Origin of the sequence: Clostridium saudiense (assembly GCF_000577815.1) — a bacterium.
Lineage (GTDB): Bacteria > Bacillota > Clostridia > Clostridiales > Clostridiaceae > Clostridium > Clostridium saudiense.
In genome coordinates this window covers 1-25,472 of sequence record NZ_CBYM010000041.1, presented here as the reverse complement: position 1 = coordinate 25,472, position 25,472 = coordinate 1, and the positions used below count along the sequence as shown (strand labels likewise).

Sequence of the window (25,472 nt, the reverse complement as noted above, 5' to 3'; positions counted from 1 at the left end):
GATAATATTTAAGAGGAAGATAAAATGAGAAGAAAAATATTAACTGTAATTACCTTAACAATGTCATTTTATATTATATTTTCATTTATCACAGGTATGTTAAATGAAGTTTTTCAAAGTAAAAGTCAATCTCGAAAAGATTATCTTGTAAAACTTGAAAATAAATCTTTAGCTGATTTGCAAGATAAAATAGATACTTATCAAAATGATATTTTAAATAAAAAAAATGATAACATTGAAAATCAATCCCTTGAAAAAATGGATATCAATTATAGTAAATACTATGAAAATACTATTTTCATGGGAGATTCCATAACTGAAGCATTATCTGAATTTGGTATTTTAGATAGCTATAACGTAATTGCCAATAAAGGGGATACTGTTGTAAATGCTTTGCAAAATATGGACAAGCTTCAAGGTATTAATCCTAAAAACTTAGTTTTATTATATGGTATGAATGATGTTATTGCCTTTGATAGTAATTCATCTGAAGAAAGCTCCAATGCATTTAAAGAAAAATATATTGAACTTATTAATTCAATTAAAGCAGTACTACCAAAAACAAATATTTATTTAATATCTCCCCTTCCTGTAATGGATAATGCAGTTAACACCAATCCTAGATTAACTAATGAAAACTTAAATAACTTTAGATTGAAAGTTCACGAAGTTGCAACCGCCACAGGTAGTACGTATATAGATTTAGCCAGCGTAATAACTGAAAAAGATTATTTGCATGAACAAGATGGAATTCATTATAAATATGATTTCTATACATTCTGGTTAGACTTTCTTATTAATTACATACAGTAAAATTTAAATTATATATAACAAAACTTACTTTACCATATAAATACTTTTATATAATTTAAAATTTTCATAATTGATGGATTAATTAATATTATTAAATTTATAATGAGGACTATATATGATACATAAATATAAAAAAATAAAATTTAACCAACAAAAGAAGTATACAAAATATTATTTACTTGAAATAGTTATACTTATATCTTTATTCATAGGTTTATATCCTATATTAAGTATTAAGAGTGCCGATATGTCCGCAATAAAAGCTAATTTAGAAGAAAACCTAAAATTAGACTCCATAAATATTGGAGATGAAAAAACATTAAAAAATTTATATTACATTAATATAGGATCTATTGAAGATTTTATATCTTATGCACCTAAAAGTAATATGGATGTTGAAGAAATATTAATATTGAAGTTAAAACATGGCGCAAACATGGATGAAATTAAAACAAAAGTTAGTACAAGAGTAGAAAAACAAAGTGAAAGCTTTAAAAACTATAATCCTGAAAAATATGGAATCATTGAAAACGCCATATTAGAAGAAGAAGGACAATATTTAATATTTATTATCTCTGAAAATTCTTCATCTATATATAAACTAATTAAAGATAACTTTAAATAACTAAATAATTGGAGTGAATAACTATGGTCTTTAGCAGCTTAATTTTTATATTTATATTTTTACCACTAGTTTTAATAAGCTATTATGTTGCTCCTAAAAGATTAAGAAACACTATTATACTTTTAGCTAGTTTAATCTTCTACGCATGGGGTGAACCTATATACATTGTACTAATTATTATATCAATACTTATAAACTATTTAGGCGCTTTATTAATTAGAGTACATATTAACAATAAAGAAAAATCTAAATTCATTTTTATAACAATACTACTTATAGATATAAGCATACTATTCTTTTTTAAATATTATGGATTTGCTATAGAATCTTTAGGATCTATTATTGGCTTGGATTTAAAGGTTAAAACTATTGCTCTACCACTTGGAATATCCTTTTATACATTCCAACAAATATCATACATATCTGATATTTATATGAAAAAAGCTAAACCACAAAGAAACTTAATAGATTTTGCAGCTTATATTACAATGTTTCCACAGCTTGTTGCAGGCCCAATTGTTAAATATACTGATATACATAAACAACTTTCTAATAGAAAAGAAAGTATAAATAAATTTGGAAAAGGAGTTCAGCGATTCATTATAGGTTTAGGCAAAAAAGTAATACTAGCTAATAATCTAGGCTTAATTTGGTCACAAGTAAAAGAATTAAATTCAAGTGATTTATCTGTTATATTAGCTTGGATAGGTATAATTGCTTTTACTCTTCAAATTTACTTTGATTTTAGTGGATATTCAGATATGGCAATAGGTCTTGCTAATATGTTTGGCTTTGACTTTTTAGAGAACTTTGATTATCCATATATATCAAAAAGTATAACTGAGTTTTGGAGAAGATGGCATATTTCATTAGGAGGATGGTTTAGAGAATATATTTATATACCTTTACTTTAGGTTTTAAGGAGGTATTTTTATGGAAAATCCCCCAAAAAAATATAAAACTAAAAGAAATGAAATAAATAAAAGAAAATCAAAAAATATAATAGAGCTCTAAATGTACTTATGGCTTTAATATTTATATGCTTTATTACAGTTATAATACTTTTTAATGTCTTAAAAATCGATAAGACATTCTCTGAAGAAGAAAATAGAGTATTAGCAACAATGCCTAAATTTACAATAAAAAGCTTCTTAAGTGGAGATTTTGTTGAGAACTACACAAAATATGTAGAAGATAATTTTGCTGGAAGAAAGGGATTTGTCAGTATCAAGACTAATTTAGAAAAGCTATCTGGAAAAACTGAAATTAACTCTGTATTTATCGGAGAAGATGGACAGTTATTTGAAAAGTTTGAAGAGGGACCAGAAGAGGAAACTAAAGCCAAAATAGACGCCATAAATTCTTTTTCTGAAAAGTATAAAAACTTAAATATAAGTTTTATGCTAACCCCTACAGCTACTAAGGTTCTTGAAGATAATTTACCTAAATATGCTCCTAATGATGATGAATTATCTTATATAAATACTGTTTTTTCTGGATTAAACAGTAATATTAACACTATAAATCCATATGAAGCTTTAAGCGAAAATAAAGATGAGTACATATTTTATAAAACAGATCACCACTGGACAAGTAAAGGTGCTTATATTGCTTACACTGTAATGTGTGAAAAATTAGGCTTAACGCCAAATTCTATTGAAAACTTTGATGTTGTTACTGTTACTGATTCATTTTATGGAAGTTTATCTTCTAAAATAGGTATACAAGGTAAAAAGGCAGACAGTATTGATATATACATACCTAAAGAATCTGACTTTATTGTGACTTATGTAGATGAGCAAAAGAAAAGTACAAGTCTCTTTGACAATACATATTTAGATAAAAAGGATAAATATAATGTGTTTACCGGCGGAAATCATCCCCTAATTAATATAAAAACCTTAGGTGATCCAAATAATAAATTATTAATTATAAAAGACTCATACGCAAATTGTTTTTTACCTTTTTTAACTTCTCATTATGGTGAAATTAATGTAGTTGATTTAAGGTATTTTTATGATGACTTAAATACTCTAATTGAAAATAAAGAAATAACAGATATATTATTTTTATATAATGCTAATACATTTAATAGCGATGATTCTATATTAAACATTGGAATGTAACAAAACAAAAATTGCTAGTAGATAATTAAATATAATTATCTACTAGCAAAATATTTAGACACCTAACTTCATAGTTTGTATCCTTATATGATCTAACTATTCTTTATATTTCTTAATTATATATTTCCTTATGAATTCTACTTTCATCATATCTATCTTTTTGATTTATCTCTACGGTTGAATATCCTATTGGTAGAACACAATAAGGCTTAATATTTTTAGAAAGATCAAATAATTCACTAATATAATTCATTCTATCTTCTAATTGATCCATTTTTATCTTATAAAACATGTAAATACTTTATTTTCATTTTTTGAGCATACATAGTAGCTTTTGTACCCTCTAAGGCATTCATTAAAAATGCCATATTATTTCCTAATACTCTCATTATTTGCATACCTTCTTCATCTTCCAATACCTCATCCGGAGTTGTTCTATTAATAACATTCCAATAGTTTGTTGTTGACATAAACATTTCTACATAAGTTAAATTTAGAAGAAAAAGGGTTAGTTAATAGAAAGGTTTATCCTGAAGTTCCACCTAAGGTAGAATATTCTCTTACTGAAGGTGGTCGTAGTTTAGAAAAAATCTTAAATGATTTATGTGACTGGTCATATGATTATGCAAATAACCATGATATAGTTATTTCTTGTAAAAAATAAAAATTAAAAGCTAATCATTCCTTTAACTATTTAGAATGATTAGCTTTCTATAATTTTATCACTATTTATATAAATTCATTTCATTCTAAGAATAATATCCATTACTCAATTAATTATATTTATAATATTATCTACTAGGATAATGCCACATCTAAAATCATCATAATTACAAAACCTATTGCAAATCCTATTGTCCCTATATCAGAATGATCTCCAATTGAGCTTTCTGGAATTAATTCTTCAACAACAACATGACCTTCTTTATTAAAATAAATTATATTTTTATAACTCATTTGATAATCATTATCAATTATTCTTGTGATCTTTATAAATATTTATATATTATAAATAAGTTCCTGACTAAATATACCCATTTAATCAGGAACTTTTTTATTTTTCAATCATATATAATAATGCTTGTTTAGCATTTTCAGTATTCTTAGAATCAATAAGTATTCCTATATATATATCTTCATCTGAATAAATCTCACCATTTAATAATACTTTATCATCAATCTTTATTCCATAAGGTGCTTCGTCACTTATACTTGCAATGTTACCCTTATCATCTAGCTCTGTAACTTTTGCCATTACAAATTTATTATTTAAAGAATTATATTCTTCTTCATTTAAAATTGTAGAGAAATCAGTTAATGCTCCCTTTTCACTTAATGATTTAAAGTCATCTTCTTTCATAATCAATAATTGTATTGCATCAGCACCCATTAAATCAAATAATCTTCTATCATTTTCTTGTAAGCTTTTAATTGATATAACATCTTTCTCATTAGTAATTTCTAATACAGATCTTAACTCTTCTTGAACTTCCTCTTTATTATTAATTTCTATCCCACCAAATAATCCTATTGCTAAAATATCTGTAGTTTTATTAAATACCATTATATTCAAAAAATAGCCAATACCAATAATAATTACTATAGAAACAATCACTTTTTTTAAATAATAATCTTTGAAATATTGCCATTTTTCTTCTTTAGACATTTTCTTTAATGATTCTTTTTTCGGCCTATCACTATGCTTTTTATAAATTGATGCATTATCATCTAAGATAGTTTTTTTATTAATCATAATCCACCGCTCCCCTTTTAACTTTAATTCACTATTTGAATTTGACTTTATTTTCTATCATTTTATAGCCATAAAAATAAACTTACCATATATCTAATACATGATAAGTTTATTAGTTTATTTTTAATAATAATTGTTATCTTTTTTAGTTGCTCTATACTAAAACCCTTTATATTTCTTACTGAAAAAAGTTATAGCTAACATGAACCTTAGTTAATTCTAACTTCTAAATTTAATAAAAACTTACTCTTCCAATACACTAGGAAGTCCTATAGTAAACCTACTTCCGTTATTAACTTCACTTTCAAGTCTAACGTATCCCCCATGAAGCTCAACTATATACTTAACAAGTGTAAGCCCAATCCCACTACTACTTACCTTTGTAATATTAGCCCCATCCACTTGTGAAAATCTTTTAAAGATAAACTCTTGATCCTCTTCTGATATTCCTATACCTGTATCCTCTACAGTGATTTCAATGTATTGATTAACCTCTGAAATAAATACATATATTTCTCCACCTTCTGGAGTAAATTTCACTGCGTTACCTAATAGATTAATCACACATCTTTCAATTTCAGTAGCATCACAAGATATTACTTTTTCCTCCATATCTGGATCAATTATAAGACTTAAGCCTTTCTCCTCAATATATTTACTCATATTAAGTGCAGCTTCTTCCACTATATAAACTATATCATTATTTTCTTTATTAATTTTATAATGACCAGTTTCTATCTTTGAACTATCTATAATATCACCTATTATTTTTAATAAGCTCTCACAATTTTTACTTATAATCTGCATATATTTACTTAACTTTTCTTTATTTATAGAACCTTCTTTATTAAAAGTATTTATCAATTGAACTGTTGATGATATTACATTTATAGGTGTTCTAAGCTCATGTGATAAGTTTACAAAGTAATTATTTTTAAATTTCTCTTTATTTATTATTTCTTCACTTAACCTTTTATTTTCTTCTAATTGATTATTTAATTTCATTGTCTTTTGATTTACTAATTTTCTTAATATCTTAACATAAGTAAAGATATATAAAACTACTACCCCTACTGTAAATATATATACTAAATAAGCTATAGGTGTTTTCCATATAGGATTTTTAACCCTCATATTCATAATTGTTTCTTCAGTTAAATTACCATGTCCATCTCTAGCTCGTATTTTTAAAATATATTTACCTGGCTCTAAAAATTTTATAGATAAGTCACTACTAGAATCTACATATATCCAATCTGAATCAATTCCTTCAATCATATATTCATAAGTTATATTATCTAAATTACTGTAATCAGGTAAGAAATAATCAATGAATAAATCTTTATCATCATACTCTAAAATTAGTTCATTCTCATCATAAACTTCCTTTCGTTTTCCTATTAAAATATCTCCAATAACTACTTTATCATTAGTTTTTTCCGGCTCAACTATTTCTTCTGGTTTAAAGTAAGTAATCCCTTTTGTACTTCCAAACATCATAGTTCCATCTCTACATATGATACTAGATCTTAAATTAAATTTACTCCCATATATCCCATCCATCTCAGTAAAATTTATTATATCTTTTGTTGCTAAATTTAATTTGCTCAATCCTTTATTACTACTTATCCAAATATTATTATCTTTATCAGGTAATATTGAATTTATGAAATTATTAATTAATCCTTCGGCCGTTGTATATGAAGTAAATTTCTCTAACACTACATCCAATTTACTTAATCCCATATTAGTTCCTATCCATAAATTCCCCAACTCATCAAAAGTCATACAATTTATATTATTACTAATTAATGATTTTTTATCTGATGAGTCATTAATATATTGTTTAATAATACCATTTTCTTTACTATATTTAATTACCCCAGTATCACTACCACTTAGCCAAATAATATCATTGTCCTTATTATCTGCTATAATATATTTTATATTACCTGGATTTATATTAGCTTCCCTTAATTCATTGCTATAATATATTTTTTCTTCTGAATTAATATCATAAGCGTAAAAGTCCTTTTCAGTAGCTGTCCATATTTTTTCTCCATCATTATATAAATAATTCACTTCATAAAAATAATCCTGCTCATATGTATCACGTGTATATGAATAATTTTTTGTATCAATTGCTAGTAACTCTTTATTAGTAGTAATAATAATAAATTGATTATTTATACTAAACATATTTTTTATATAATTATCATTTAAATTAATCTCACTATCACTTTTTTCTAAGTGGGTTATTAAATCTCCAGCTTTATTATATATGTATATTCCATTAAATTTTGTAGCTACCCATATTTGTTCACCATGTTGTAAAATAGACATTATATCTTTATCATATAACAGCCCACCGCCTTGATCATTTCTTATTGTATGGTTAAATTGTTTATTCCCTGTTAATATATTTACCCCTCTATCAGTACCTATCCATATTACACCATTAATATCTTCATAAAAGCATGTTATAACATTACTAGAAAGATCATTCTGTATTTTTATATCTTTCTTAAATTCTACCATCTCCATAATATCTCTAAAATACACTTTGATTCCATCGCTACTAGATATCCACATATTATCTTTACTATCACTCATAATAAAACTATTATTATATATATCTATATATTGATTTTCCAAAATACTCTCTATCTTATCTTCATCAAAGCTATATAATTTTACACCATCACTTGATAAAATAACAATTTGCATTGATTCAACATTATTAATGTGACATATAATAATTCCTTCTTTTGTAGAAATCCACATTTCCCCTAAACTATTACTCCCAATATCATAAATAAATAATTTATTTTCATATATTTTAGTTTGACTATATGCAATTTTAAAATCTTTATCTATTATATTTATTCCATTTTTTGTACCAACCCATATACAATTATATAAGTCCTCTTCTAAACATGTTATATACGAATTGGTCAATGAGTTATCATCTCCCTCATCATTATAAAATTCTTCAGCTTCCCAAGTCTCAATATTTAATTTTATTAATCCATTTGAAGTACCAACTAACATAATATTTTCTTCGTAACTAGTATTTAATATTGCTGTAATTTCTACTTCTCCTAAATTATACTTAATATTCTTATATTCCTTAACCCGTACTACATCATAAATATTATTTATTATAATATCCAAACCGTTATCGGTTCCGATCCATATATTTCCGAAATCATCTTCTACTATAACATTTATATATGTTGAACTTAAAGAATTTGAGCTATTAATATCTGCATTATATGTCTTTACTACTTCACCATCGTATCTATTTAGCCCATCTTGTGTACCTATCCACATATACCCTTTACTATCTTGAAAAATTGTTGTTATATAATCATTAGAAAGTCCTTCAGTAACAGATAATTTATCAAACTGTCTTTCTCTTCCTAATATATCTGCAGATGTGCTTTTAAAACTAAAAATATTAATTAAAACACATATAATTACTACATTTATTACTGCTTTTAATCTCATTAATCTCCTACCCCATTTATACCTATCACATATTAAAATATTACCAATTATATTATATAAAAACCAACATTTTTTTCAATAATATTGTACATTTTTCCTTCGAATTATCAATTTTTTAATATTTTTCTTAAAAAAATAGAACTAGCTTAACATCGAACTAGTTCTATTTTACATTTACATCAATTTCCTATTTAATTTTTACTATTTATTTCTTTTAATTATAATTGAGATTGATTCTTCTGCTTCCTTAAAGTCACTTACTTCAATTGTCATTGATGGATTATTACAATATTTATCTATCAATTCTAATGTCTCTATAACATCAATATTTCCACTATTAAATCCACGATGACTATCTTTTTTACCATCATTATTATTTAAATGTAAATGTCCTATTCTACTACCTAATAATTTAATTATTTCTTCTAATGATTGATTAGAGTAACAATTTGCATGACCTATATCTAAACAAATAGAAATAATATTGCTATTAATTTTATCAACAAGCTCCTTTAAAACTAATAAATCTTTATCATACATATTTTCAATATGTATATTTATGCTTTCATCCTTATCAATTAAAAATTCATTCCAAAACTCTAAGGAATTATTTATATATACATCTTTAAAATATACATCTTCATAATAGCATGAATGAAAAACTATTCTATCTGCACCTAACCTTTTTGCAACAGAATATGCTTGATTGTATCGTGTTAATGTAGCTTGTTTAATCATATTATCAAAACTTGCTGTGTTTAAATCTAAAAAAGGCCCATGTATAGATAATGATCTATTTTTTATTAACTCACCATTTCTTTTGTAATATTCTACTATACCATTGTCATCTTTATCTAATGTATATCCTATTCCAAACTCAATTATTTCAAGTCCAATATCATACTTATTTAATATCTTATTAACTCTCTCCTCTGGGAAAAGTTGTGATATATATATTTTCCCCATAATATCTACTCTCTCTTTATCTTAATTTTTAAAATTTTTCTATTTGTTTTGTGGTAGATACACTGTAATTCTTGTACCTATTTCCTTTCTGCTCAAAACACTAAAATATCCATTATGATTATCAATGATCCATTTAGCTATAGATAATCCAAGCCCAGTACCACCATTTTTTCTGACCCTCGCAGTATCAGCCCTAAAGAAACGCTCAAATATATGTGACACATCTTCAGCATCCATTCCAATTCCATTATCCTGTACAGAAAAATAAGCTTCTCCCTTATTATTTCTCCCTATTTTTAGTATTATATCTTCTCCCTCTTCAGTATATTTTGCTGCATTTTCAACTAATATCCTAGCAGTTTGCTTAAGAAGACCACTATCTCCATAAATATTAACATCCTCTAACTTAATATAACTATATATATGTTTATCATCTATCATTTTAGATTCTTCTACAACATTCTTAATCATATCACTTAAAGAAAATTCTGTTATAGTTAGCTGAGTTTTACCGTTAATACCTCTTGCTAAAAACAATAATTGCTCAACTAAATTTTTCATATTTTCAGCTTCAGACTTTATTGCTTCAATAGATTCATCTAATACACTTTCATCACTTTTTCCCCATCTATCAAGCATATTTGCATAACCTTGAATTACTGAAATAGGAGTTCTAAGTTCATGTGAAGCATCAGAAACAAATCGCGCCTGTTGCCTATAAGAATCTCTCATTCTATCTAATAATTTGTTAATAGCATCCTCTAACCCCTTAAACTCACTATCTCCAATATGAATTCTTTCTTCTGAAGAAGTAGGACTAATTTTTGATATAGCATCTTCTAAACTATGAAACTTTTCTTCATCAAATACCATATCACTAAGTCTGTCTGCTGTTTCTGCTATTTCACTAAGAGGTTTTAAAATTCTTCTAACCTTAGCTGTACCAAATATTATTTCTTCTAATAAAAATATACATTCTACTATTCCAATTATAATTAATATTTTTCTTATATTATATAAGAAATCACTTGCTTCCTTAACCATAGTTTTTCCATTATCCCATATTACCGTATATGTAGCCGTTTCTATTGGATAAAAATTTATTGATCTTTGAGCATTATTTACTAATTCTCCATAAAAGTTTTTTTCAGCATCAATACACCATAATCCTATTAAAATTATAAGAATAATGGTATCTATTATAAGGAACTTAAAAAATAAATCTCTTACTTGTATTGCATTAAGCTTTATTGCAATAGATATAACATTCTTTGTTTTTCTCTTCTTACTCATCTTTTATTACGTATCCTACACCACGAACTGTAGTTATTATTTTAGTATTAAAAACATCATCTATTTTAGTTCTTAAAAATCTAATATAAACATCTATTACATTTGTTTCTCCAATATAATCATAGCCACATGCCTTTTCAATAAGTACATCTCTAGTTAATACTATATTTTTATTTTCCATTAATATTTGTAGTAAGGTAAACTCTCTATTAGTTAATTCAATTTCATTATTATCATACATTACTTTATGCTTCATTTTATCTAAGCTTAATAATCCACATTTTATTACATCTTCATCCTTTTTTGCTGTAACTATTCTCTTTTTAAGTGCTGTTCTTATTCTTGCAAGTAACTCTTCAATTGCAAAAGGCTTTGTTATATAATCATCTGCACCAGCGTCAAGCCCTGACACCTTATCCATAACAGCATCCCTTGCTGTTAACATTATTACTGGAATATCTGATGTTTTTCTAAGTCTCCTTAATACCTCAAGTCCATTAAGCTCTGGAAGCATAACATCTAGAAGGACTAAATCTACTTCACCCTTTTCAGCAATTTCAAGCCCTTCTCTCCCATTATTAACTTTTATTACTTTATACCCTTCATGAATTAATTCTAGTTCTATAAATCTCGCAATTTTTTCTTCATCTTCAACAACTAAAACTTTAATCATTATTTACCTCCAGACTTTATTTTTGATTTAATATTTTGTACCTCTTTTGATATTTTGCTTAAAATATCATTAGTCTTATCAGTATTAACCTTTTTAGATTCTACTGAAAATTTTATATCTAAAAATAATCCAATGACAACAAGAGGTATTAATATCCAAAATCCAAATATTAAAAGAACAATAACTACTGTAAGAGGCAGCTTTAAAAAGAAATTATTTTTACCCATTATTTCTATAAAAATATTATTGCATGTATCTATAACCTTACATATAGCTTCAAAAATTCCTTCAAAGTTATTATTCGATTTATAATTGTTATCTTTTTTAACTTCCTGAAAATTAAATTGTTGATCTTCGTCTTCATAGTTTTCATTATATTCATTAGTATAAAATATACTAACAGAAGGTCTCTTTACCTTTCCTTGCTCTTCCAAATACAAAATTGAATCAAGTATATCCCAATTATTTATTTCTAATACACATTTTGCTTCTTCATAATTTATTCCTGTTTTTTCTTTTAACTTTTCTACAAGATTAAGCTTATCCACAAATGTTCCTCCAGCTTTTATTTACTAACACATTATTTAAATTCTATCCCTATTTATTAAATTATACCATTATACAAAATATTTCTAAATAACCCATAAAAATAAAAAGAATCCTGAAAATAATTCAAGACTCCTTTTATGCTATATTAATTTTCTTCATATCCTTTTTTAAAATCTTTTTTTATAGTATCCGCTGATTCTGATACCTTTTCAAAAACATCATTTACTCCATCACAATTCATATTAGGTCCTCCAACTGAATACTTATACCCACAGAATAAACCTATTATTAATAATACTACAGTTGGTGGCATAAATAGTATTAATAAAATTATTGAGATTGTTAAAGATATTCTTATTGGTTTTTCATTATCCTTTTTAATTTCAAAATAATTCTTATTTCCTTTAGAAATAATCTTTCCTAAACATTTAAATATTCTTCCAATAACTTCTCCAATTCCACCATAGCTTTCGTCCTTTTTTTTACTGTAATCTTCTTTCTTTTGCTCCTCCTCTTTTACTTCAATAATAGTAGTAGTTTCATTATTTTCTACTTTTCCATTTCTCTCCAAGTAAATTATTGCATCTAAAAGATCCCAATTACATTTTTCTAATACTTCTTGTGCCTCTTCATTAGTTACATAAGCTTTCTCCATTAATTTTTTAATCATTTCATTTCTTTCCATTTATATAACCTCCATAAACTGAATTCTAAACTTCAGATAAATTTATTTTTGTTGTTTACCATGGTTATATAATACTTTTAGTAAATTAATCTAAAATATAAGAAAGATTAAAATTAGATTAAAAAAGAATACTACTTAAAAATAATATTAATGCCGTTAAAATATTGTTAAATTTTTGTTATAAATTTTTAACATTGGAAGATTAATAAACTTATTGAAATTAGATATCCATTTATATATAATTATCCATAAAACTACATGGGAATACATAGATATTAACTTTCAGTACATCTGCTAGAACGGCAGGATTCAGCACTTATACATTAAGTAATTTTACAAATGCCGGATTATTTGTATTAATTATTTTAATGTTTATAGGGGCGTCACCTGGATCTACTGGTGGTGGTATAAAAACTACAACTTTATTTACATTAAATAAAAGTATTTATAGTACGTCTACTAACAAACATTGTACTGCTTTTAAAAGGAAAATTCCCCTTGGTGTAATACTAAAGGCATTTAATGTTACCATTTTAGCATTGTTTGTTATATGTATTGGAACATTTATCTTAAGTATTTTAGAACCAAATTATACTTTTATGCAATTATTATTTGAAGTAACTAGTGCTTTTGGTACAGTGGGATTATCAACTGGAATAACACCTGATCTTTCTGCTTTAAGTAAATTTATTATTTCTTTAATTATGTTTATTGGAAGATTAGGACCTATGACAATAGCCACTATTTGGAGCTTTAAAAAGCCATCAGATGCATGTTACTCAGAAGAAACAGTTATAATAGGATAGGAGAAATGTTTATGTTTAATTATAAATCAGTAGTAGAGTTTGGAATAATAGGAATAGGAAGATTTGGATTTTCCTTAGCAAAAACATTAATAGAATCAGGAAAAGATGTTATAGTATTAGATTGTGATGAAAATAAAATAAAGAATATTAGAGGATTTACAGATAACGCATTTGTAGTTAATAACTTAGACAAAGAAACTTTACAAGAAACTGGAATTCAAAATTGTGAAACAGTATTTGTATGCATAGGTGAAAAAATAGATGTAAATATCTTAACTACATTAAATGTTATTAACCTAGGGGTACCTAGGGTAATTTCTAAAGCAATAACTTATGAACAAGGCTGTGTTTTGGAAAAAATAGGTGCACAAGTTGTATATCCTGAAAGTGATATGGCTGTTAGAATTGCAAATAGACTATTAAATGAAGAGGCTTTAGAGTTCATTGAATTAAATAATGATATTCATATAGAAAAAATTAAAATAACTGATAGATTAGATGGAAAAACAATATCAAATTCTAAAATACGTGATAATTTCAATTTAAATATTATAGCTTTAGAAAGAGATAGAAATACAATAATAGAAATTGATCCTAGCTGTATATTAAGAAAAGATGACTTACTTGTAGTCATAGGTAAAAAAATTAATATACGAGCTCTTGAAGAATTTTTAGATATTAAATAAGTGTATATCAACATATATGTAATAATTAGCCTTAACCATTTTTAATTAATGGCTAAGGCTATAAAACTATAAAGTTTATCTTTATTATTTACTTTGCTTATATAATATTTTTAGTAAACTAATCTAAAATATAAGAAGAATTAAAGATTAACTATTTTATTTTTCTTCCATAAATAAAAATCCTCCTGAAAATCAAAAATGCTAGATAAGATAGTTGGTCTTATCCAACCATATTATCCAGCATATAACAATCGTATATATACCCTCCGATGAACACTAAAATAATATCATAATTTATAAACACCATCAATATCCCATAAATAACCATTATAATTTTGGATTAAATACTTATTTTATCTCAACTGATATTTCTGTCATAAAAATAACCCAGCTGATTCATCAACTGGGTTATACTTATTCTCTATTAAAGAGCTCCAATTCTCTTAAGTGTATCAGTAATATGTCTACCTTCTTCAACACCTTCAATAATTCTTCTAGCTCTAACACTATCACCAATGTTAACAACTTCAACATTAGTTCCAGCAAAGTTTTCTTGTAATGAAGCCATTAATGGTGAGTATGCTCTCATTCCTAAACATACAAATCCATAATCAAAGCTTATTTCTTCATCTACTCCATCTTTATTAACAATAAAGCTGCTATCCTTAATTTCTAATAATGAAGTTTCAACTCTTACATCTACTTCCTTCTTCTTAAGCATAGTCATAAAGTCAAGCTTAGTTATTATATCCATTCCATTTCCTACAGCTGGCATTCTTTCAACTATAGTAACATGAGCACCTTTATGAGCGAAGTATTCAACTACATCTAGTCCAACAGCTCCTCCACCGATAACTCCTATTTTCTTACCTTCTAAGTCCATTTCATTGAACTTTTCAATATTATTTATTAATCCAAAGATTGATAATACTTTTGAATCTTCTTTATCAACTCTATCATGTAATCCTGTAATTGGAGGTAATAATGGAGTTGATCCTGTAGCATTAACAACTACATCAGGCTTTAAGTTTTCTATTGCTTCCATTGTAGCAGTAGTATTTGTAAATATATAAAGATTTCTTAACTTCTTAGCTCTGTTAATTAAGTAATTTGGGAAATCATTAATTCTATCTTTAGCTGGTAATTTAGCTATTTCTCTAGCTAATCCACCTAAGTAAGGTTTAGCTTCAAATAAGAATGTTGTACATCCAACTTCAGCAGCTGTACAAGCAGCTTCTAACCCTGCAGTTCCTCCACCAATAACAACAACGTTAACTGGCTTGTTTACTTTCATAGAAGTATGAGCTTCTTCTCCTAAAATAACTTCTGGATTTATTGTACATCTTACTGGTCTGTTTATTCCGATTCTATGACCAGCACATCCAATGTTACAAGATATACATTTTCTTAATTCATCTTCTCTTCCACTTCTAACTTTGTTAACCCATTCTGGATCAGCTATAAGTCCACGTCCCATTGCTAATAAATCAGCATGTCCTTCTGCTAATATCTTTTCAGCAACTTCTGGATTTCTTATGTTTCCTGAAGTTATAACTGGCTTATTAAACTTTTCTTTGAAAGCTTTTGCCATGTATGAACGCCATCCATCTTTTAAATAGTTAGCATCTATTTGATATTGAAGTGTATCATTAACTGCAGCTGATACATTTAATATATCAATTTCATCAATAAGGTATTCCATCATTTCTAATGTATCTTCTAATGTGTTTCCACCTTCCATGAATTCATCTGCACTAAATCTAAAGCTTATTGGGAACATTGGTCCTACTGCAGCTCTAACTTTTTCTAATACTAATTTAGGGAATCTTACTCTATTTTCTAAACTTCCACCAAATTCATCAGTTCTCTTATTGTATAAAGGTGATAAGAATTGGCATAGTAAGTAAGAGTGTCCTCCGTGAATTTCAACTGCATCAAATCCAGCCATTTGAGCTCTTCTTGCAGCATCTGCATACTTATCAGCAATTGCATATATTTCTTCAACTGTTAATGGTCTTGGAATTGCTCCACCAGTTTTTGAAGGTACATTTGAAGAAGATACTGGTGTATTTCCTTCTATTCTTCCTGGTACAGCTGATGCTCCAGAGTGATTTATTTGAATAGCAACGCAAGCACCATGTCTATGTAATCTTTCAGTTAATCTAAATAGATTTGGCATATATCTATCATGATCTAATCTAATTTGAGTTGTTCCATTTGAACCCATAGGGAAATCAACACATGCATTTTCTACAATTATTAATCCAGTTCCACCTTTAGCTCTCTTTTCATAATATTGAACATGCTCTTCAGTGAAATCTCCCATAGCTCCACCGTAGTTTGTTCCCATTGGAGGCATAGCAACTCTATTTCTAATAGTCATATTTTTAATTGTTAATGGTGTAAATATGTTTTGGTACTTATTCATCCTACATTCTCCTATAAATTATATATTGATAAAGTTTTAACTTTTGTTTTCCTATTATCTCTTACATAAGTATAACTCTATTAAAACTATAAATCTAATGAATATTTTAAGCTTTTTTAATAGATATTATCTATTAATTTTAATCAAATTAAAAAAGGCTGTGCATATTGCAACAGCCGTTATTTATTCAAATCTTATTTATTTCTAGTGATATAGTCTTCTAAAGCTTCCATAGCTAAAACATAACCTTTTTCACCAAATCCACACATTTGACCGATGCAAGCTGGAGCTGTTTTAGATTCTTTTCTGAATTCTTCTCTAGCATGTACATTTGAAATATGAACTTCTACTGTTGGGATTCCTGTATTTCCTTTTATTGCATCATGTAAAGCTATGCTATAGTGAGTATAAGCTCCTGGGTTTATAACAACACCATCAAATTTTTCAAAGTATGCTCTTTGTAAGAAATCTATCATAGTTCCTTCGCAGTTGCTTTGAAGAAGAGTTACTTCGTGTCCTCTCTTTTCTCCTTCTTCTTTTATATAATCACATATTTCAGTGAAGCTCTTTGATCCGTATATTCCTTTTTCTCTAACACCTATCATGTTTATGTTTGGTCCGTTTATTACCATGAATTTCATATTTATTTCCTCCTAGATGCACTTATGCACTACTCTATTTTATTTCATATTATTTTTTTAATGAAACACCTACTCCTATTCGTCGTAGGTGTACACTGTGTGTAACTTCAACTAACCAAATTAAAATTTGGAGTTTCAGTCAAGTTCGCTTTGCCAAATTATCAAGTAGGTAAGTTCCACTGACTAAATCTAAGATTTAGAGTGTCACTTAAAATTTGGAAGCTTTTTAGGAAACACCTACTCCTATTCGTCGTAGGTGTAAGTTCGCTTTGCCAAATTAAAATTTGGAAGCTTACTTATCTCCGAATAAGAATTCTTTCATGTGTTCTATTGGCATTTCTTGTCCTGTCCAGCATTTGAATGCTTCTGCACCTTGGAATAACATCATTCCTAATCCATTTATAGTTGGGCATCCAACTTCTTCTGCTAATTCTAATAATCTAGTTTTAGCTGGTTGATATACAACGTCACTTACTATAAGATCTGGTCTTAACATATCTTTTTCTATGTAAGTTTGACCAACGTATGGTTTCATACCCATTCCAGTACCATTTGTGAATATTGCTGAAGTAGCTATTTCTGCTCTTAAAGCTTCTTTATCTTCTAATCTGAATAATTTAGCTTTACAGTTAGTTTTTTCATTTATCTTCTTAACTGTTTCTTCTGCTCTTGCAAAGAATTCATCATCTTGGTTGAATATTGAAAGTTCAGCTACTCCATCTAAAGCTGCTTGGATACAAATTGCTGTAGCTGCTCCACCAGCTCCAACTATAGTCATCTTCTTACCGATAACATCAAATCCAGCATCGCTTAATGATCTCATATAACCAACACCATCAGTTATATGTCCAGTTAAAACACCGTTATCATTTATAACTGTATTTACTGCTCCTGCAAGTTCTGCAGCTGGAGTTAATTTATCTAAGTATTTATGAATAACAGTTTTGTTTGGCATTGATACATTGCAACCTCTAGCTTGCATTGCTTTTAATCCCTTTACTGCATCTTCTAATCCATCATTTCCAACTTCAAATGCAAGATAAGCATAATCTAAACCTAAATATCTAAATGCTTCATTATGCATCTTTGGTGAACTTGTATGCTTAATTGGTGTTGCTAATAATCCTATTAATGTAGTATAACCTGAAATACGTCTTTCCATTGTATTCTCTCCTTTATAGTAAATAGCTTATTTTATCTTAAGCTATTATTAATCCATTTAATCCGTCTTAATATTTTTTATAAAAATTCCATTTAATCCGTCTTAATATTTTTTATAAAAATAATGAACGTTAAATATTTAACACTTAATTCTCTTTTATTATATTCCAGCACTCCATACTAATCCAATTGATTTTAACAACATTATCTATAGATATAAGCTATATATTAATTATTTTACATAACTACAGTTTATAAATACATAAAAATAATGATGAATTATAAATAATTCATCATATTAAATATACTATGCTATTGATCCTTTATTTGTCTTCATCCATTTATAATACTTTTCTTGGCATTCTGTAGAACAAAATTTATTTCCATTCCAATAATCTACATAGTTAGTATCCTCATTACAAATGCTACATTTAAGTACTTCTTTAACTTTCATCATATTATATTGCCCCATATTTACCTTATTAAATTTCATTTTGTATGCCCCCTTATAATTTATAATTATATAAATATTTTATCACTTTTTTATTTAATAAGTAATTCTTTTTATAGATATTTTCTATCGATATTATAGTTTTTATCTATAGATTTAATTTTATATTTTTATAATTACCTTTTAAATTCTTATAACTTCCTTTTATATCAATAGTTAAATTATTGACATATTATTTTATCTAATATATTATTTATCATAACGTTAAATAATTATATTCCATTAATATAATATTAAACACTTAATTTTAAATCTACCTATAGATAACCTTTACAAAGTTATTCTATTAACCAACTTATATTAATTATTGGGAGATAATTTTATGAAATTTAATTTTACAAAAGGAAAAAACAAATCTACTGCGCTAGCTATAAGAATGGCAATATCTCTTGCACTAGCTTTAATTGTTGGTACTGCTTTCATTTTATTAAGAGAATACTTGCTTGCTAATGATAAAGGATTAATCTGGAATAGTATTAATAGTATTCTGTTTCAAGATATAACAACTGAAGAAGGAAGGAATTCTTTAGGTATTTTCTACATACTGGGCCAATTGTTTATTAACTGCCTTCAATTAATAATAATTCCAATGGTATTTTCATCAATAGCTCTTGCTATGTGTCATATTAGTGATACTAAAAAACTTGGAAGAATATCATCAAAAACATTGTTAGGTTTTTTAATAACTTCTGTATTTGCATTAGCGACTGCCTGTGTATTCGGATTTTCAGCTTACAAACTTGGATTTTTTAATGTTAATCTTTCTAGTAGCGCTACTACATCTGTAACTACATCTACTGGTAGCAATCCTCTACTTGTAGTACTTAATGCAGTTCCAAATAACATAGCTAATGTTATGAGTAATAATTCAATGGTATTATCTATAGTATTTTTAGCTGTGGTTGTTGGTTTATGTATTAATGCTCTAGGTGAAAAGATATTAATTTTAAAGAATTTACTTATCGATATAAATAATATAATTAGTGTATTTTTAGGATTTATTATAACTAAGTTTAGTCCATTTGCTGTTTTTGTATTAATTACTAGAACTTTTGCAGTATATGGTTTAGACCGTTTAAAGCCAGCATTAGCCTATATGCTTACTGTTGCCATTGCATCAATAATATTCTTAGTTATTGCTTATCCAGTATTTGTTTATTTAAACACTAAATTAAATCCTATTATATTCATGAAAAAGATTGCTAAAGTTGCTCTTTTAGGTTTTTCAGCCGCTGCTTCTTCTGCTGCATTATCATTAAATGAAAAAACAACAGTTGAAGAACTTGGAGTTAATAAAGATATTGCTTCTTTTGTACTTCCTTTAGGCATGACTATCAACATGAACGGTACTGCAATCATGCAAGTTATAGCCGCTATCTTCATTGCAGCTAGTTCTGGATATAGCCTTACTATTCAAAATGTAATATTAATAGCAGTTTTAGCATTAATAGCTTCTATAGGTACACCTTCTGCACCTGGTTCATCATCAATAATACTTTTTACAGTATTAACAGGTATGGGATTTAATAATGAAGCTACACTTATAGCTTATTCATTAATTATTGCTATAAATAGACCTATAGATATGCTAATTACTTGCTTAAATGTAATTGGAGATTCTGCAACTGCAGTAGTTGTAGCTAATTCTGAAGGTTGCTTAAATAAAGAAATATATAATAGTTAATATTAAAAGGAGTATCTAAACTTAATATAGATACTCCTTAATTTATTATTTATCTTTCTTTAATTACTGCTTTCCTAATTAATAACAATGCAATACCTGATAAAACTACTACTAATATTAAAAATGTTAGTATACAAGCAAACACATTTACCGGATTAAATCCAAATATATAATCAAGAAACTTATTTATTTTCATTGTTAACCCTGGATTTCTTATCGAAAAATTCCCACTAAATATTATAAATACCACTGGAATAACTGATACAATAACTTTTACATATTTGTTAGATCTATAATAAATCATATTAATAACTATTCCAACTATATAAGCTACAAGATAAAATGAAAATTGAAATAATATTGTATTTAAAATTGTGGTAAAACTATTACTTTGTACCCACATTCCATTAAAAACATTATTCATCCCATCCACTAGGTTCCCATAAGCCATATCATATAAAGTAGGATTTCTAATAAAAATATTATTTGCTCTATTTATAATAATATCTATGATTGACATAATTAAAGCCAATGGAATACTTGATATTAATAACCCCTTAATAAATGTCCTTCTAGATATACCATTACTTTTAGCAAAATAGAAATTTGATTTAAAGGAGTTTAATCCACAAACAAATAAGAAAATTACAGTTGCAAATTCTATACCTGACATTGTACTTTTTAATCCACCAACATAATTACCTATACATAAAGCCATAACTATAGCAATAAAAATCAAATAGTATACCATTGCTGATTTCATAACCGATTGGATATTCATTTTTGCAATTCTTAAACTTTTCATATTAAACTTCCTCCTTTTCAGTTAAATATATAAATAACTTTTGCAATTCAACCTTTGAAAACTTCAACCCCAAATCTTCTGCTAACTTTTTATCTTCTTTAGTTAAATTACCTATTATAGTTGCAGATTTAAATGATGTTATTTCTTCAACATTTACTATATTTTTTGCTTCTACAAATTTATCAATATTTTCAGTTAAACCTGAAACTGTATATGCCTTTTTTAATAACTCTTCTGCTTCATCACTACTTATAACTTTGCTATTATTCAAAATAATTACCTTTTCTATTAAGTTTGAGACTTCTTCAATAATATGAGTAGATAAAATTATAGTTTTAGGACTTTTAATATAATTTTCCATTAACACTTTATAAAACAACTCTCTATGATTTGCATCAAGTCCAAGTACTGGCTCATCAAATATTAAAACATTTGCATTTGAAGCAAGTGTAGTTATTATTTTACATATGGAGTTATATCCTGTAGAAAGATTTTTTATCTTAGTATTTATATTTAAATTAAATTTCTTTGCTAATTCTAAAGCATATTCACTATCAAAATTATTATAAAATTCTTTAGTCCATTTAAATATTTCTTTTACTTTATAATCTTCCGGATATAAAGTTCTTTCCGTCATAAAATATATCTTTTCTAAAGCGTTATCATTCTCATAAACATTTTCGCCATCAATAGTTATTTCACCTGAATCTACTACTACCCTATCCGTAATTAAATTTAATAAGGTAGTCTTTCCAGCTCCATTTCTTCCTAATAGCCCATAAATTTTATTTTCTTCAAATGTTATATTTATATTATTTAAGACTTGCTTTTTGTTATAACTCTTACTGACCTTTTTAATCTCTATTATAGACATATCTTTACCCCTCTTTATTAATCATCTTTATAATATCTTCTATTGATATATTTAACTTCTTTGCCTCATCTAAGAGTGTAACTATATAATCATTAAAAAAGCTTTCTTTTCTTTTGTTCATTAATAATTCTTTACTTCCCTTTGAAACAAACATCCCAACACCTCTTTTTTTATATATAACTCCTTCATCAACTAAAATATTAAATCCCTTCCCTACTGTAGCAGGATTTATTTTATATTTCACTGATATCTCTGTAGTTGATGGTATCATTTCATCCTCTTTGAATATTCCTTTTATAATACTATCTTCTATTGCTTGCGCTACTTGAATGTAAATAGGAATATCGTTGTTAAATTCTATAATCATATTATATATCCAACCTCCTTTTTATTAGTTTGTTAATTAGTTAATTACTTATATAACTAACTATATAACCCATTGCTATTTTTGTCAATATTTAACTTGTATATTTTTACATCAAAAAAGGAGTTTACACTTAATCACAAGCATTAACTCCTTTAATCTATCTATACTATATATTTATTATTTCAAATTTATTAAGCAATCTTCTCTATAAAAATCACTCAATACTTTATTTAATCTAACTTATTATCATACATATATATTTCATCCTATTTATATTCTAAATTTATTCCTATTTAATAAAGGGCTCTTCACTTGATTATTTTTAATATAACTTATTTATTGTATAATAGAACTATTATTATTTTAAAATTGAGAGGAGTACTATTTAATGAAAGAATTAGAAACTAGAGTAATGGATATTGATGTTGATGATATTAGAAATAAAATGAAATCTTTAGGTGCAATTAAAGTTAAATCTGAAGACCAAGTTAATGAAATATATGATTTTGAAGATGGTAGACTTTTAGCTGATAAGGGATATGCTAGAGTTAGAACTACTATTGATAGACTTACAGGAAAAGAAACTGTATTTATGACTACTAAAAAAATGTTAAGTCAAGGCACTTTTAAAGTTATGGAAGAAAATGAAACCATTGTTGAAGATGGAGAAATGGCTAGAAGGATATTTAAATCTTTAGGTCTTGTACTTCAAGAATCTATTTCTAAATATAGAGAAAGCTATAAAATTAATGATTCTTTAATTGAAATTGATATTAATGATAAGAGTTTTTGTCCTTTCCCATACTTAGAAATTGAAACTACTTCTGAAGAAAAGCTTGAAGAAATTCTTAAATTAATTGGTTATACTTTAGCTGACACTACTTCTAAGACTATTTATGAAATTTTAGCTGAAAGAGGAATCGAAGGAGAAATCAAAGGGCGATAATTCAGTTTCAACGTATAATAGCGAAAAAAAGAAATATTATACTTCCGGGAATTAGTTAAATCTCACCTTGAATTTATATAATTGATTCCAGATAATTTGCTAAAGATTATAAACTCACTATGTTCAAACATATAATCTTCTTCACACAAATTATCTTCCATCAATTATTAAATTCTACGGTTCAATTTCAATATTCCCTTCAATATAATATTTCTTTTTTCTATATATGCATAGTAAAGTAAATTATAGTTGCAATCGCCATAACACTACTTTAATTATAAACATTACTAATATTACATTTGCGTTTTTTTAATTATCAGATGTGCGGTTTTAGTCACAATCCAATTTGAATTAATAACTTTATACTATTTTATAGTTCTAAATTCAAAGCCTTGGCTTTGTAAGTACTCTATTATTCTTGGAAGAGCTTTTACTGTTTCCTCTTTCCCATATGTATCATGCATTAAAAGAACTACACTATCTGCATTAGGTCCTAAAGCTTCTACACTTTCTTTAGTACATTGTACTAATTCATCAGCATTTTTCATTTTCCCTTCAGCATCTTTATTTAATGCATTCCAATCAACATTATAGTATCCATTCTGTTCCATAGCTTCCTTCATTGCAGTACGACCTTCCCATGACCAATATCCACCCGGCAATCTAATAACTCTTGTTGAGAAATCTTCACCTAATACTGCTTTCATTGAATTTTGACTTTTCTCAAGATCTGATACAATGTTATTTACATTCATAGTTCTATTAGGATATAAATATGAATAATCGTGACCATATGTATGATTTGCTATTGCATGTCCTCTTTTAACTTCTTCTTTTAATATTTCTTTTGCTTCATCGCTCTTATCTATGGATGAACCTAAAACAAAAAATGTTGCTTTAACATTATATTTATCCAATATGTCTAATACTTGTGGTGTATTTGTTGTTGATGGTCCATCATCGAAAGTTAAATAAACTACCTTTTTACCATCAGTTCTTACTGGATAATGTTTTGTTCCATTTAAAAGCCCTTTAGTGTTTTCAGCAACCATTGCAGCATCATCAGCATTAGGGTCTTCTTCAAATGATAAGTAACCACTATTATCTAATTTATTTTCTTCTACTTTATCTTTATCATCTGATTGATCTTTATTATTTTCTACTTCATTTTCATTATTAGATTCTGTATTATTACTTGTCCCATTTTGATTTTCATTAGGAATTGTAATTTGTAACTTTTGTTCTTCATGCTTTGGTATAAATTTAATACATAAAACTATCGACACTGCTATTAATATACTCCCCAATATAATCGCTACTTGTCTTTGTTTTCTTTTCTTCTTATTTCGCTTCCTCATTCTTTTACCCATCCTTTGCTGACATCCCTTCACTGATTTATATTTTATTTTAAGTTTACTTAATATATAAACATTTTCTCCTCACTACTAATATACAATATAACTATAGTCGAATTCGTTACAAAAGTGTTACAAATAAATAAAATCTAAATACAATAATATTTATTAGACTTTTTACCTTTAAATAAAGTTCCAATAATTATATTTTTATA

25 protein-coding genes and 2 pseudogenes are annotated in these 25,472 nt (G+C 26.6%); 9 read left to right on the top strand and 18 right to left on the bottom strand.

Annotation, left to right across the window (positions count from 1 at the left end; translation table 11 throughout):
• Window positions 1-24: 24 nt before the first annotated feature.
• From TY07_RS14840 to TY07_RS14825, 4 genes are all read left to right on the top strand, one after another.
• Window positions 25-813: a GDSL-type esterase/lipase family protein gene (locus TY07_RS14840; protein WP_042401832.1), complete on the top strand. Its 789-nt coding sequence runs from the start codon at window positions 25-27 to the stop codon at window positions 811-813.
• 247 nt (window positions 814-1,060) lie between these two features.
• Window positions 1,061-1,438 carry a DUF4358 domain-containing protein gene (locus TY07_RS17465; RefSeq protein WP_196048947.1) on the top strand — a complete coding sequence of 126 codons (378 nt, stop codon included), beginning with the start codon at window positions 1,061-1,063 and terminating at the stop codon, window positions 1,436-1,438.
• 23 nt (window positions 1,439-1,461) lie between these two features.
• On the top strand, window positions 1,462-2,352 hold the full coding sequence (locus TY07_RS14830; protein WP_078061395.1) for an MBOAT family O-acyltransferase: 891 nt from the start codon (window positions 1,462-1,464) through the stop codon (window positions 2,350-2,352).
• Window positions 2,353-2,460: 108 nt separating this feature from the next.
• On the top strand, window positions 2,461-3,564 hold the full coding sequence (locus TY07_RS14825) for a DHHW family protein (RefSeq protein ID WP_042401829.1): 1,104 nt from the start codon (window positions 2,461-2,463) through the stop codon (window positions 3,562-3,564).
• 112 nt (window positions 3,565-3,676) lie between these two features.
• Here TY07_RS14825 and TY07_RS14820 read toward each other — a convergent pair whose 3' ends face one another.
• Entirely contained in the window at window positions 3,677-3,838 is a 162-nt protein-coding gene (locus tag TY07_RS14820; protein ID WP_156327479.1) for a nitroreductase family protein, read from the bottom strand.
• A gap of 7 nt (window positions 3,839-3,845) precedes the next feature.
• Window positions 3,846-4,034 carry a flavodoxin family protein gene (locus TY07_RS18440; RefSeq protein WP_042401823.1) on the bottom strand — a complete coding sequence of 63 codons (189 nt, stop codon included), beginning with the start codon at window positions 4,032-4,034 and terminating at the stop codon, window positions 3,846-3,848.
• 23 nt (window positions 4,035-4,057) lie between these two features.
• Between TY07_RS18440 and TY07_RS17710 the strand changes: the two are divergent.
• Window positions 4,058-4,228 (top strand): annotated as a pseudogene (locus tag TY07_RS17710) (winged helix-turn-helix transcriptional regulator); the annotation flags it as partial.
• 134 nt (window positions 4,229-4,362) lie between these two features.
• Here the strand turns inward: TY07_RS17710 and TY07_RS18155 are convergent.
• From TY07_RS18155 to TY07_RS14780, 8 genes and pseudogenes are all read right to left on the bottom strand, one after another.
• Window positions 4,363-4,482, bottom strand: a pseudogene (locus TY07_RS18155) (ZIP family metal transporter); the annotation flags it as partial.
• Between the two features lie 136 nt (window positions 4,483-4,618).
• The gene (locus TY07_RS14810; protein WP_042401820.1) at window positions 4,619-5,317 is read right to left on the bottom strand and encodes a hypothetical protein; all 699 of its coding nucleotides are present in this window, start codon (window positions 5,315-5,317) and stop codon (window positions 4,619-4,621) included.
• Window positions 5,318-5,560: 243 nt separating this feature from the next.
• Complete coding sequence (locus tag TY07_RS14805; protein ID WP_042401817.1) at window positions 5,561-8,827, bottom strand: sensor histidine kinase; 3,267 nt, start codon at window positions 8,825-8,827, stop codon at window positions 5,561-5,563.
• 201 nt (window positions 8,828-9,028) lie between these two features.
• Window positions 9,029-9,793, bottom strand: a complete 765-nt coding sequence (locus TY07_RS14800) for a sugar phosphate isomerase/epimerase family protein (RefSeq protein WP_042401814.1) — start codon at window positions 9,791-9,793, stop codon at window positions 9,029-9,031.
• Between the two features lie 39 nt (window positions 9,794-9,832).
• Entirely contained in the window at window positions 9,833-11,086 is a 1,254-nt protein-coding gene (locus TY07_RS14795) for a sensor histidine kinase (RefSeq protein ID WP_042401811.1), read from the bottom strand.
• Window positions 11,079-11,759 (bottom strand): response regulator transcription factor, encoded by a 681-nt coding sequence (locus TY07_RS14790; RefSeq protein ID WP_042401809.1) that lies wholly within the window; start codon window positions 11,757-11,759, stop codon window positions 11,079-11,081. The genes TY07_RS14795 and TY07_RS14790 overlap by 8 nt, the downstream gene beginning before the upstream one ends.
• Window positions 11,759-12,307: a UBA domain-containing protein gene (locus TY07_RS14785; protein WP_042401806.1), complete on the bottom strand. Its 549-nt coding sequence runs from the start codon at window positions 12,305-12,307 to the stop codon at window positions 11,759-11,761. Before TY07_RS14785 ends, TY07_RS14790 begins: the two co-directional genes overlap by 1 nt.
• A gap of 146 nt (window positions 12,308-12,453) precedes the next feature.
• Entirely contained in the window at window positions 12,454-12,993 is a 540-nt protein-coding gene (locus TY07_RS14780; protein WP_042401804.1) for a DUF4342 domain-containing protein, read from the bottom strand.
• 272 nt (window positions 12,994-13,265) lie between these two features.
• Between TY07_RS14780 and TY07_RS14775 the strand changes: the two genes are divergently transcribed.
• Both TY07_RS14775 and TY07_RS14770 read left to right on the top strand, forming a co-directional pair.
• Window positions 13,266-13,799 carry a potassium transporter TrkG gene (locus tag TY07_RS14775; protein ID WP_423752217.1) on the top strand — a complete coding sequence of 178 codons (534 nt, stop codon included), beginning with the start codon at window positions 13,266-13,268 and terminating at the stop codon, window positions 13,797-13,799.
• A gap of 11 nt (window positions 13,800-13,810) precedes the next feature.
• Complete coding sequence (locus TY07_RS14770) at window positions 13,811-14,485, top strand: potassium channel family protein (protein ID WP_042401801.1); 675 nt, start codon at window positions 13,811-13,813, stop codon at window positions 14,483-14,485.
• 424 nt (window positions 14,486-14,909) lie between these two features.
• Here TY07_RS14770 and TY07_RS14765 read toward each other — a convergent pair whose 3' ends face one another.
• The 4 genes from TY07_RS14765 to TY07_RS14750 all read right to left on the bottom strand — a co-directional run bounded on the left by TY07_RS14765 (window position 14,910) and on the right by TY07_RS14750 (window position 19,208).
• Window positions 14,910-16,913 (bottom strand): oxidoreductase, encoded by a 2,004-nt coding sequence (locus TY07_RS14765; RefSeq protein WP_042401799.1) that lies wholly within the window; start codon window positions 16,911-16,913, stop codon window positions 14,910-14,912.
• Window positions 16,914-17,107: 194 nt separating this feature from the next.
• Window positions 17,108-17,554 (bottom strand): type II 3-dehydroquinate dehydratase, encoded by a 447-nt coding sequence (gene aroQ / locus TY07_RS14760; protein WP_042401796.1) that lies wholly within the window; start codon window positions 17,552-17,554, stop codon window positions 17,108-17,110.
• Between the two features lie 292 nt (window positions 17,555-17,846).
• The gene (locus TY07_RS14755) at window positions 17,847-18,716 is read right to left on the bottom strand and encodes a shikimate dehydrogenase (protein WP_042401793.1); all 870 of its coding nucleotides are present in this window, start codon (window positions 18,714-18,716) and stop codon (window positions 17,847-17,849) included.
• A gap of 306 nt (window positions 18,717-19,022) precedes the next feature.
• Window positions 19,023-19,208 carry a hypothetical protein gene (locus TY07_RS14750; protein ID WP_042401791.1) on the bottom strand — a complete coding sequence of 62 codons (186 nt, stop codon included), beginning with the start codon at window positions 19,206-19,208 and terminating at the stop codon, window positions 19,023-19,025.
• A gap of 340 nt (window positions 19,209-19,548) precedes the next feature.
• On the opposite strand from TY07_RS14750, the gene TY07_RS14745 reads away from it, so the two are divergent.
• Window positions 19,549-20,910, top strand: a complete 1,362-nt coding sequence (locus TY07_RS14745; protein ID WP_042401789.1) for a dicarboxylate/amino acid:cation symporter — start codon at window positions 19,549-19,551, stop codon at window positions 20,908-20,910.
• Window positions 20,911-20,959: 49 nt separating this feature from the next.
• Here the strand turns inward: TY07_RS14745 and TY07_RS14740 are convergent, their stop codons facing one another.
• From TY07_RS14740 to TY07_RS14730, 3 genes are read right to left on the bottom strand one after another with little or no spacing between them, the layout of a single operon-like run.
• The gene (locus TY07_RS14740) at window positions 20,960-21,715 is read right to left on the bottom strand and encodes a hypothetical protein (protein WP_042401781.1); all 756 of its coding nucleotides are present in this window, start codon (window positions 21,713-21,715) and stop codon (window positions 20,960-20,962) included.
• Window position 21,716: 1 nt separating this feature from the next.
• The gene (locus TY07_RS14735; protein WP_042401778.1) at window positions 21,717-22,589 is read right to left on the bottom strand and encodes an ABC transporter ATP-binding protein; all 873 of its coding nucleotides are present in this window, start codon (window positions 22,587-22,589) and stop codon (window positions 21,717-21,719) included.
• 4 nt (window positions 22,590-22,593) lie between these two features.
• Window positions 22,594-22,956: a GntR family transcriptional regulator gene (locus TY07_RS14730; protein ID WP_042401775.1), complete on the bottom strand. Its 363-nt coding sequence runs from the start codon at window positions 22,954-22,956 to the stop codon at window positions 22,594-22,596.
• 388 nt (window positions 22,957-23,344) lie between these two features.
• Between TY07_RS14730 and TY07_RS14725 the strand changes: the two genes are divergently transcribed.
• Complete coding sequence (locus tag TY07_RS14725; RefSeq protein ID WP_042401771.1) at window positions 23,345-23,902, top strand: class IV adenylate cyclase; 558 nt, start codon at window positions 23,345-23,347, stop codon at window positions 23,900-23,902.
• A 365-nt stretch (window positions 23,903-24,267) separates the two neighbouring features.
• Here TY07_RS14725 and TY07_RS14720 read toward each other — a convergent pair whose 3' ends face one another.
• Window positions 24,268-25,260, bottom strand: coding sequence for a polysaccharide deacetylase family protein (locus TY07_RS14720; protein ID WP_042401835.1), 993 nt, complete (start codon window positions 25,258-25,260; stop codon window positions 24,268-24,270).
• Between the last annotated feature and the right edge of the window lie 212 nt (window positions 25,261-25,472).

Excerpts from the sequence above, each read along its gene's own strand:
- TY07_RS14745 (WP_042401789.1), top strand. The coding sequence starts at position 19,549 with ATGAAATTTAATTTTACAAAAGGAAAAAACAAATCTACTGCGCTAGCT.
- TY07_RS17465 (WP_196048947.1), top strand. The coding sequence starts at position 1,061 with ATGTCCGCAATAAAAGCTAATTTAGAAGAAAACCTAAAATTAGACTCC.
- TY07_RS14725 (WP_042401771.1), top strand. The coding sequence starts at position 23,345 with ATGAAAGAATTAGAAACTAGAGTAATGGATATTGATGTTGATGATATT.
- TY07_RS14740 (WP_042401781.1), bottom strand. The coding sequence starts at position 21,715 with ATGAAAAGTTTAAGAATTGCAAAAATGAATATCCAATCGGTTATGAAA.
- TY07_RS14805 (WP_042401817.1), bottom strand. The coding sequence starts at position 8,827 with ATGAGATTAAAAGCAGTAATAAATGTAGTAATTATATGTGTTTTAATT.
- TY07_RS14755 (WP_042401793.1), bottom strand. The coding sequence starts at position 18,716 with ATGGAAAGACGTATTTCAGGTTATACTACATTAATAGGATTATTAGCA.
- TY07_RS14825 (WP_042401829.1), top strand. The coding sequence starts at position 2,461 with ATGGCTTTAATATTTATATGCTTTATTACAGTTATAATACTTTTTAAT.
- TY07_RS14810 (WP_042401820.1), bottom strand. The coding sequence starts at position 5,317 with ATGATTAATAAAAAAACTATCTTAGATGATAATGCATCAATTTATAAA.
- TY07_RS14730 (WP_042401775.1), bottom strand. The coding sequence starts at position 22,956 with ATGATTATAGAATTTAACAACGATATTCCTATTTACATTCAAGTAGCG.
- TY07_RS14790 (WP_042401809.1), bottom strand. The coding sequence starts at position 11,759 with ATGATTAAAGTTTTAGTTGTTGAAGATGAAGAAAAAATTGCGAGATTT.
- TY07_RS14840 (WP_042401832.1), top strand. The coding sequence starts at position 25 with ATGAGAAGAAAAATATTAACTGTAATTACCTTAACAATGTCATTTTAT.
- TY07_RS14795 (WP_042401811.1), bottom strand. The coding sequence starts at position 11,086 with ATGAGTAAGAAGAGAAAAACAAAGAATGTTATATCTATTGCAATAAAG.
- TY07_RS14800 (WP_042401814.1), bottom strand. The coding sequence starts at position 9,793 with ATGGGGAAAATATATATATCACAACTTTTCCCAGAGGAGAGAGTTAAT.
- TY07_RS18440 (WP_042401823.1), bottom strand. The coding sequence starts at position 4,034 with ATGTCAACAACAAACTATTGGAATGTTATTAATAGAACAACTCCGGAT.
- TY07_RS14820 (WP_156327479.1), bottom strand. The coding sequence starts at position 3,838 with ATGGATCAATTAGAAGATAGAATGAATTATATTAGTGAATTATTTGAT.
- TY07_RS14780 (WP_042401804.1), bottom strand. The coding sequence starts at position 12,993 with ATGGAAAGAAATGAAATGATTAAAAAATTAATGGAGAAAGCTTATGTA.
- TY07_RS14765 (WP_042401799.1), bottom strand. The coding sequence starts at position 16,913 with ATGAATAAGTACCAAAACATATTTACACCATTAACAATTAAAAATATG.
- TY07_RS14830 (WP_078061395.1), top strand. The coding sequence starts at position 1,462 with ATGGTCTTTAGCAGCTTAATTTTTATATTTATATTTTTACCACTAGTT.
- TY07_RS14770 (WP_042401801.1), top strand. The coding sequence starts at position 13,811 with ATGTTTAATTATAAATCAGTAGTAGAGTTTGGAATAATAGGAATAGGA.
- TY07_RS14750 (WP_042401791.1), bottom strand. The coding sequence starts at position 19,208 with ATGAAATTTAATAAGGTAAATATGGGGCAATATAATATGATGAAAGTT.
- TY07_RS14720 (WP_042401835.1), bottom strand. The coding sequence starts at position 25,260 with ATGAGGAAGCGAAATAAGAAGAAAAGAAAACAAAGACAAGTAGCGATT.
- TY07_RS14735 (WP_042401778.1), bottom strand. The coding sequence starts at position 22,589 with ATGTCTATAATAGAGATTAAAAAGGTCAGTAAGAGTTATAACAAAAAG.
- aroQ (WP_042401796.1), bottom strand. The coding sequence starts at position 17,554 with ATGAAATTCATGGTAATAAACGGACCAAACATAAACATGATAGGTGTT.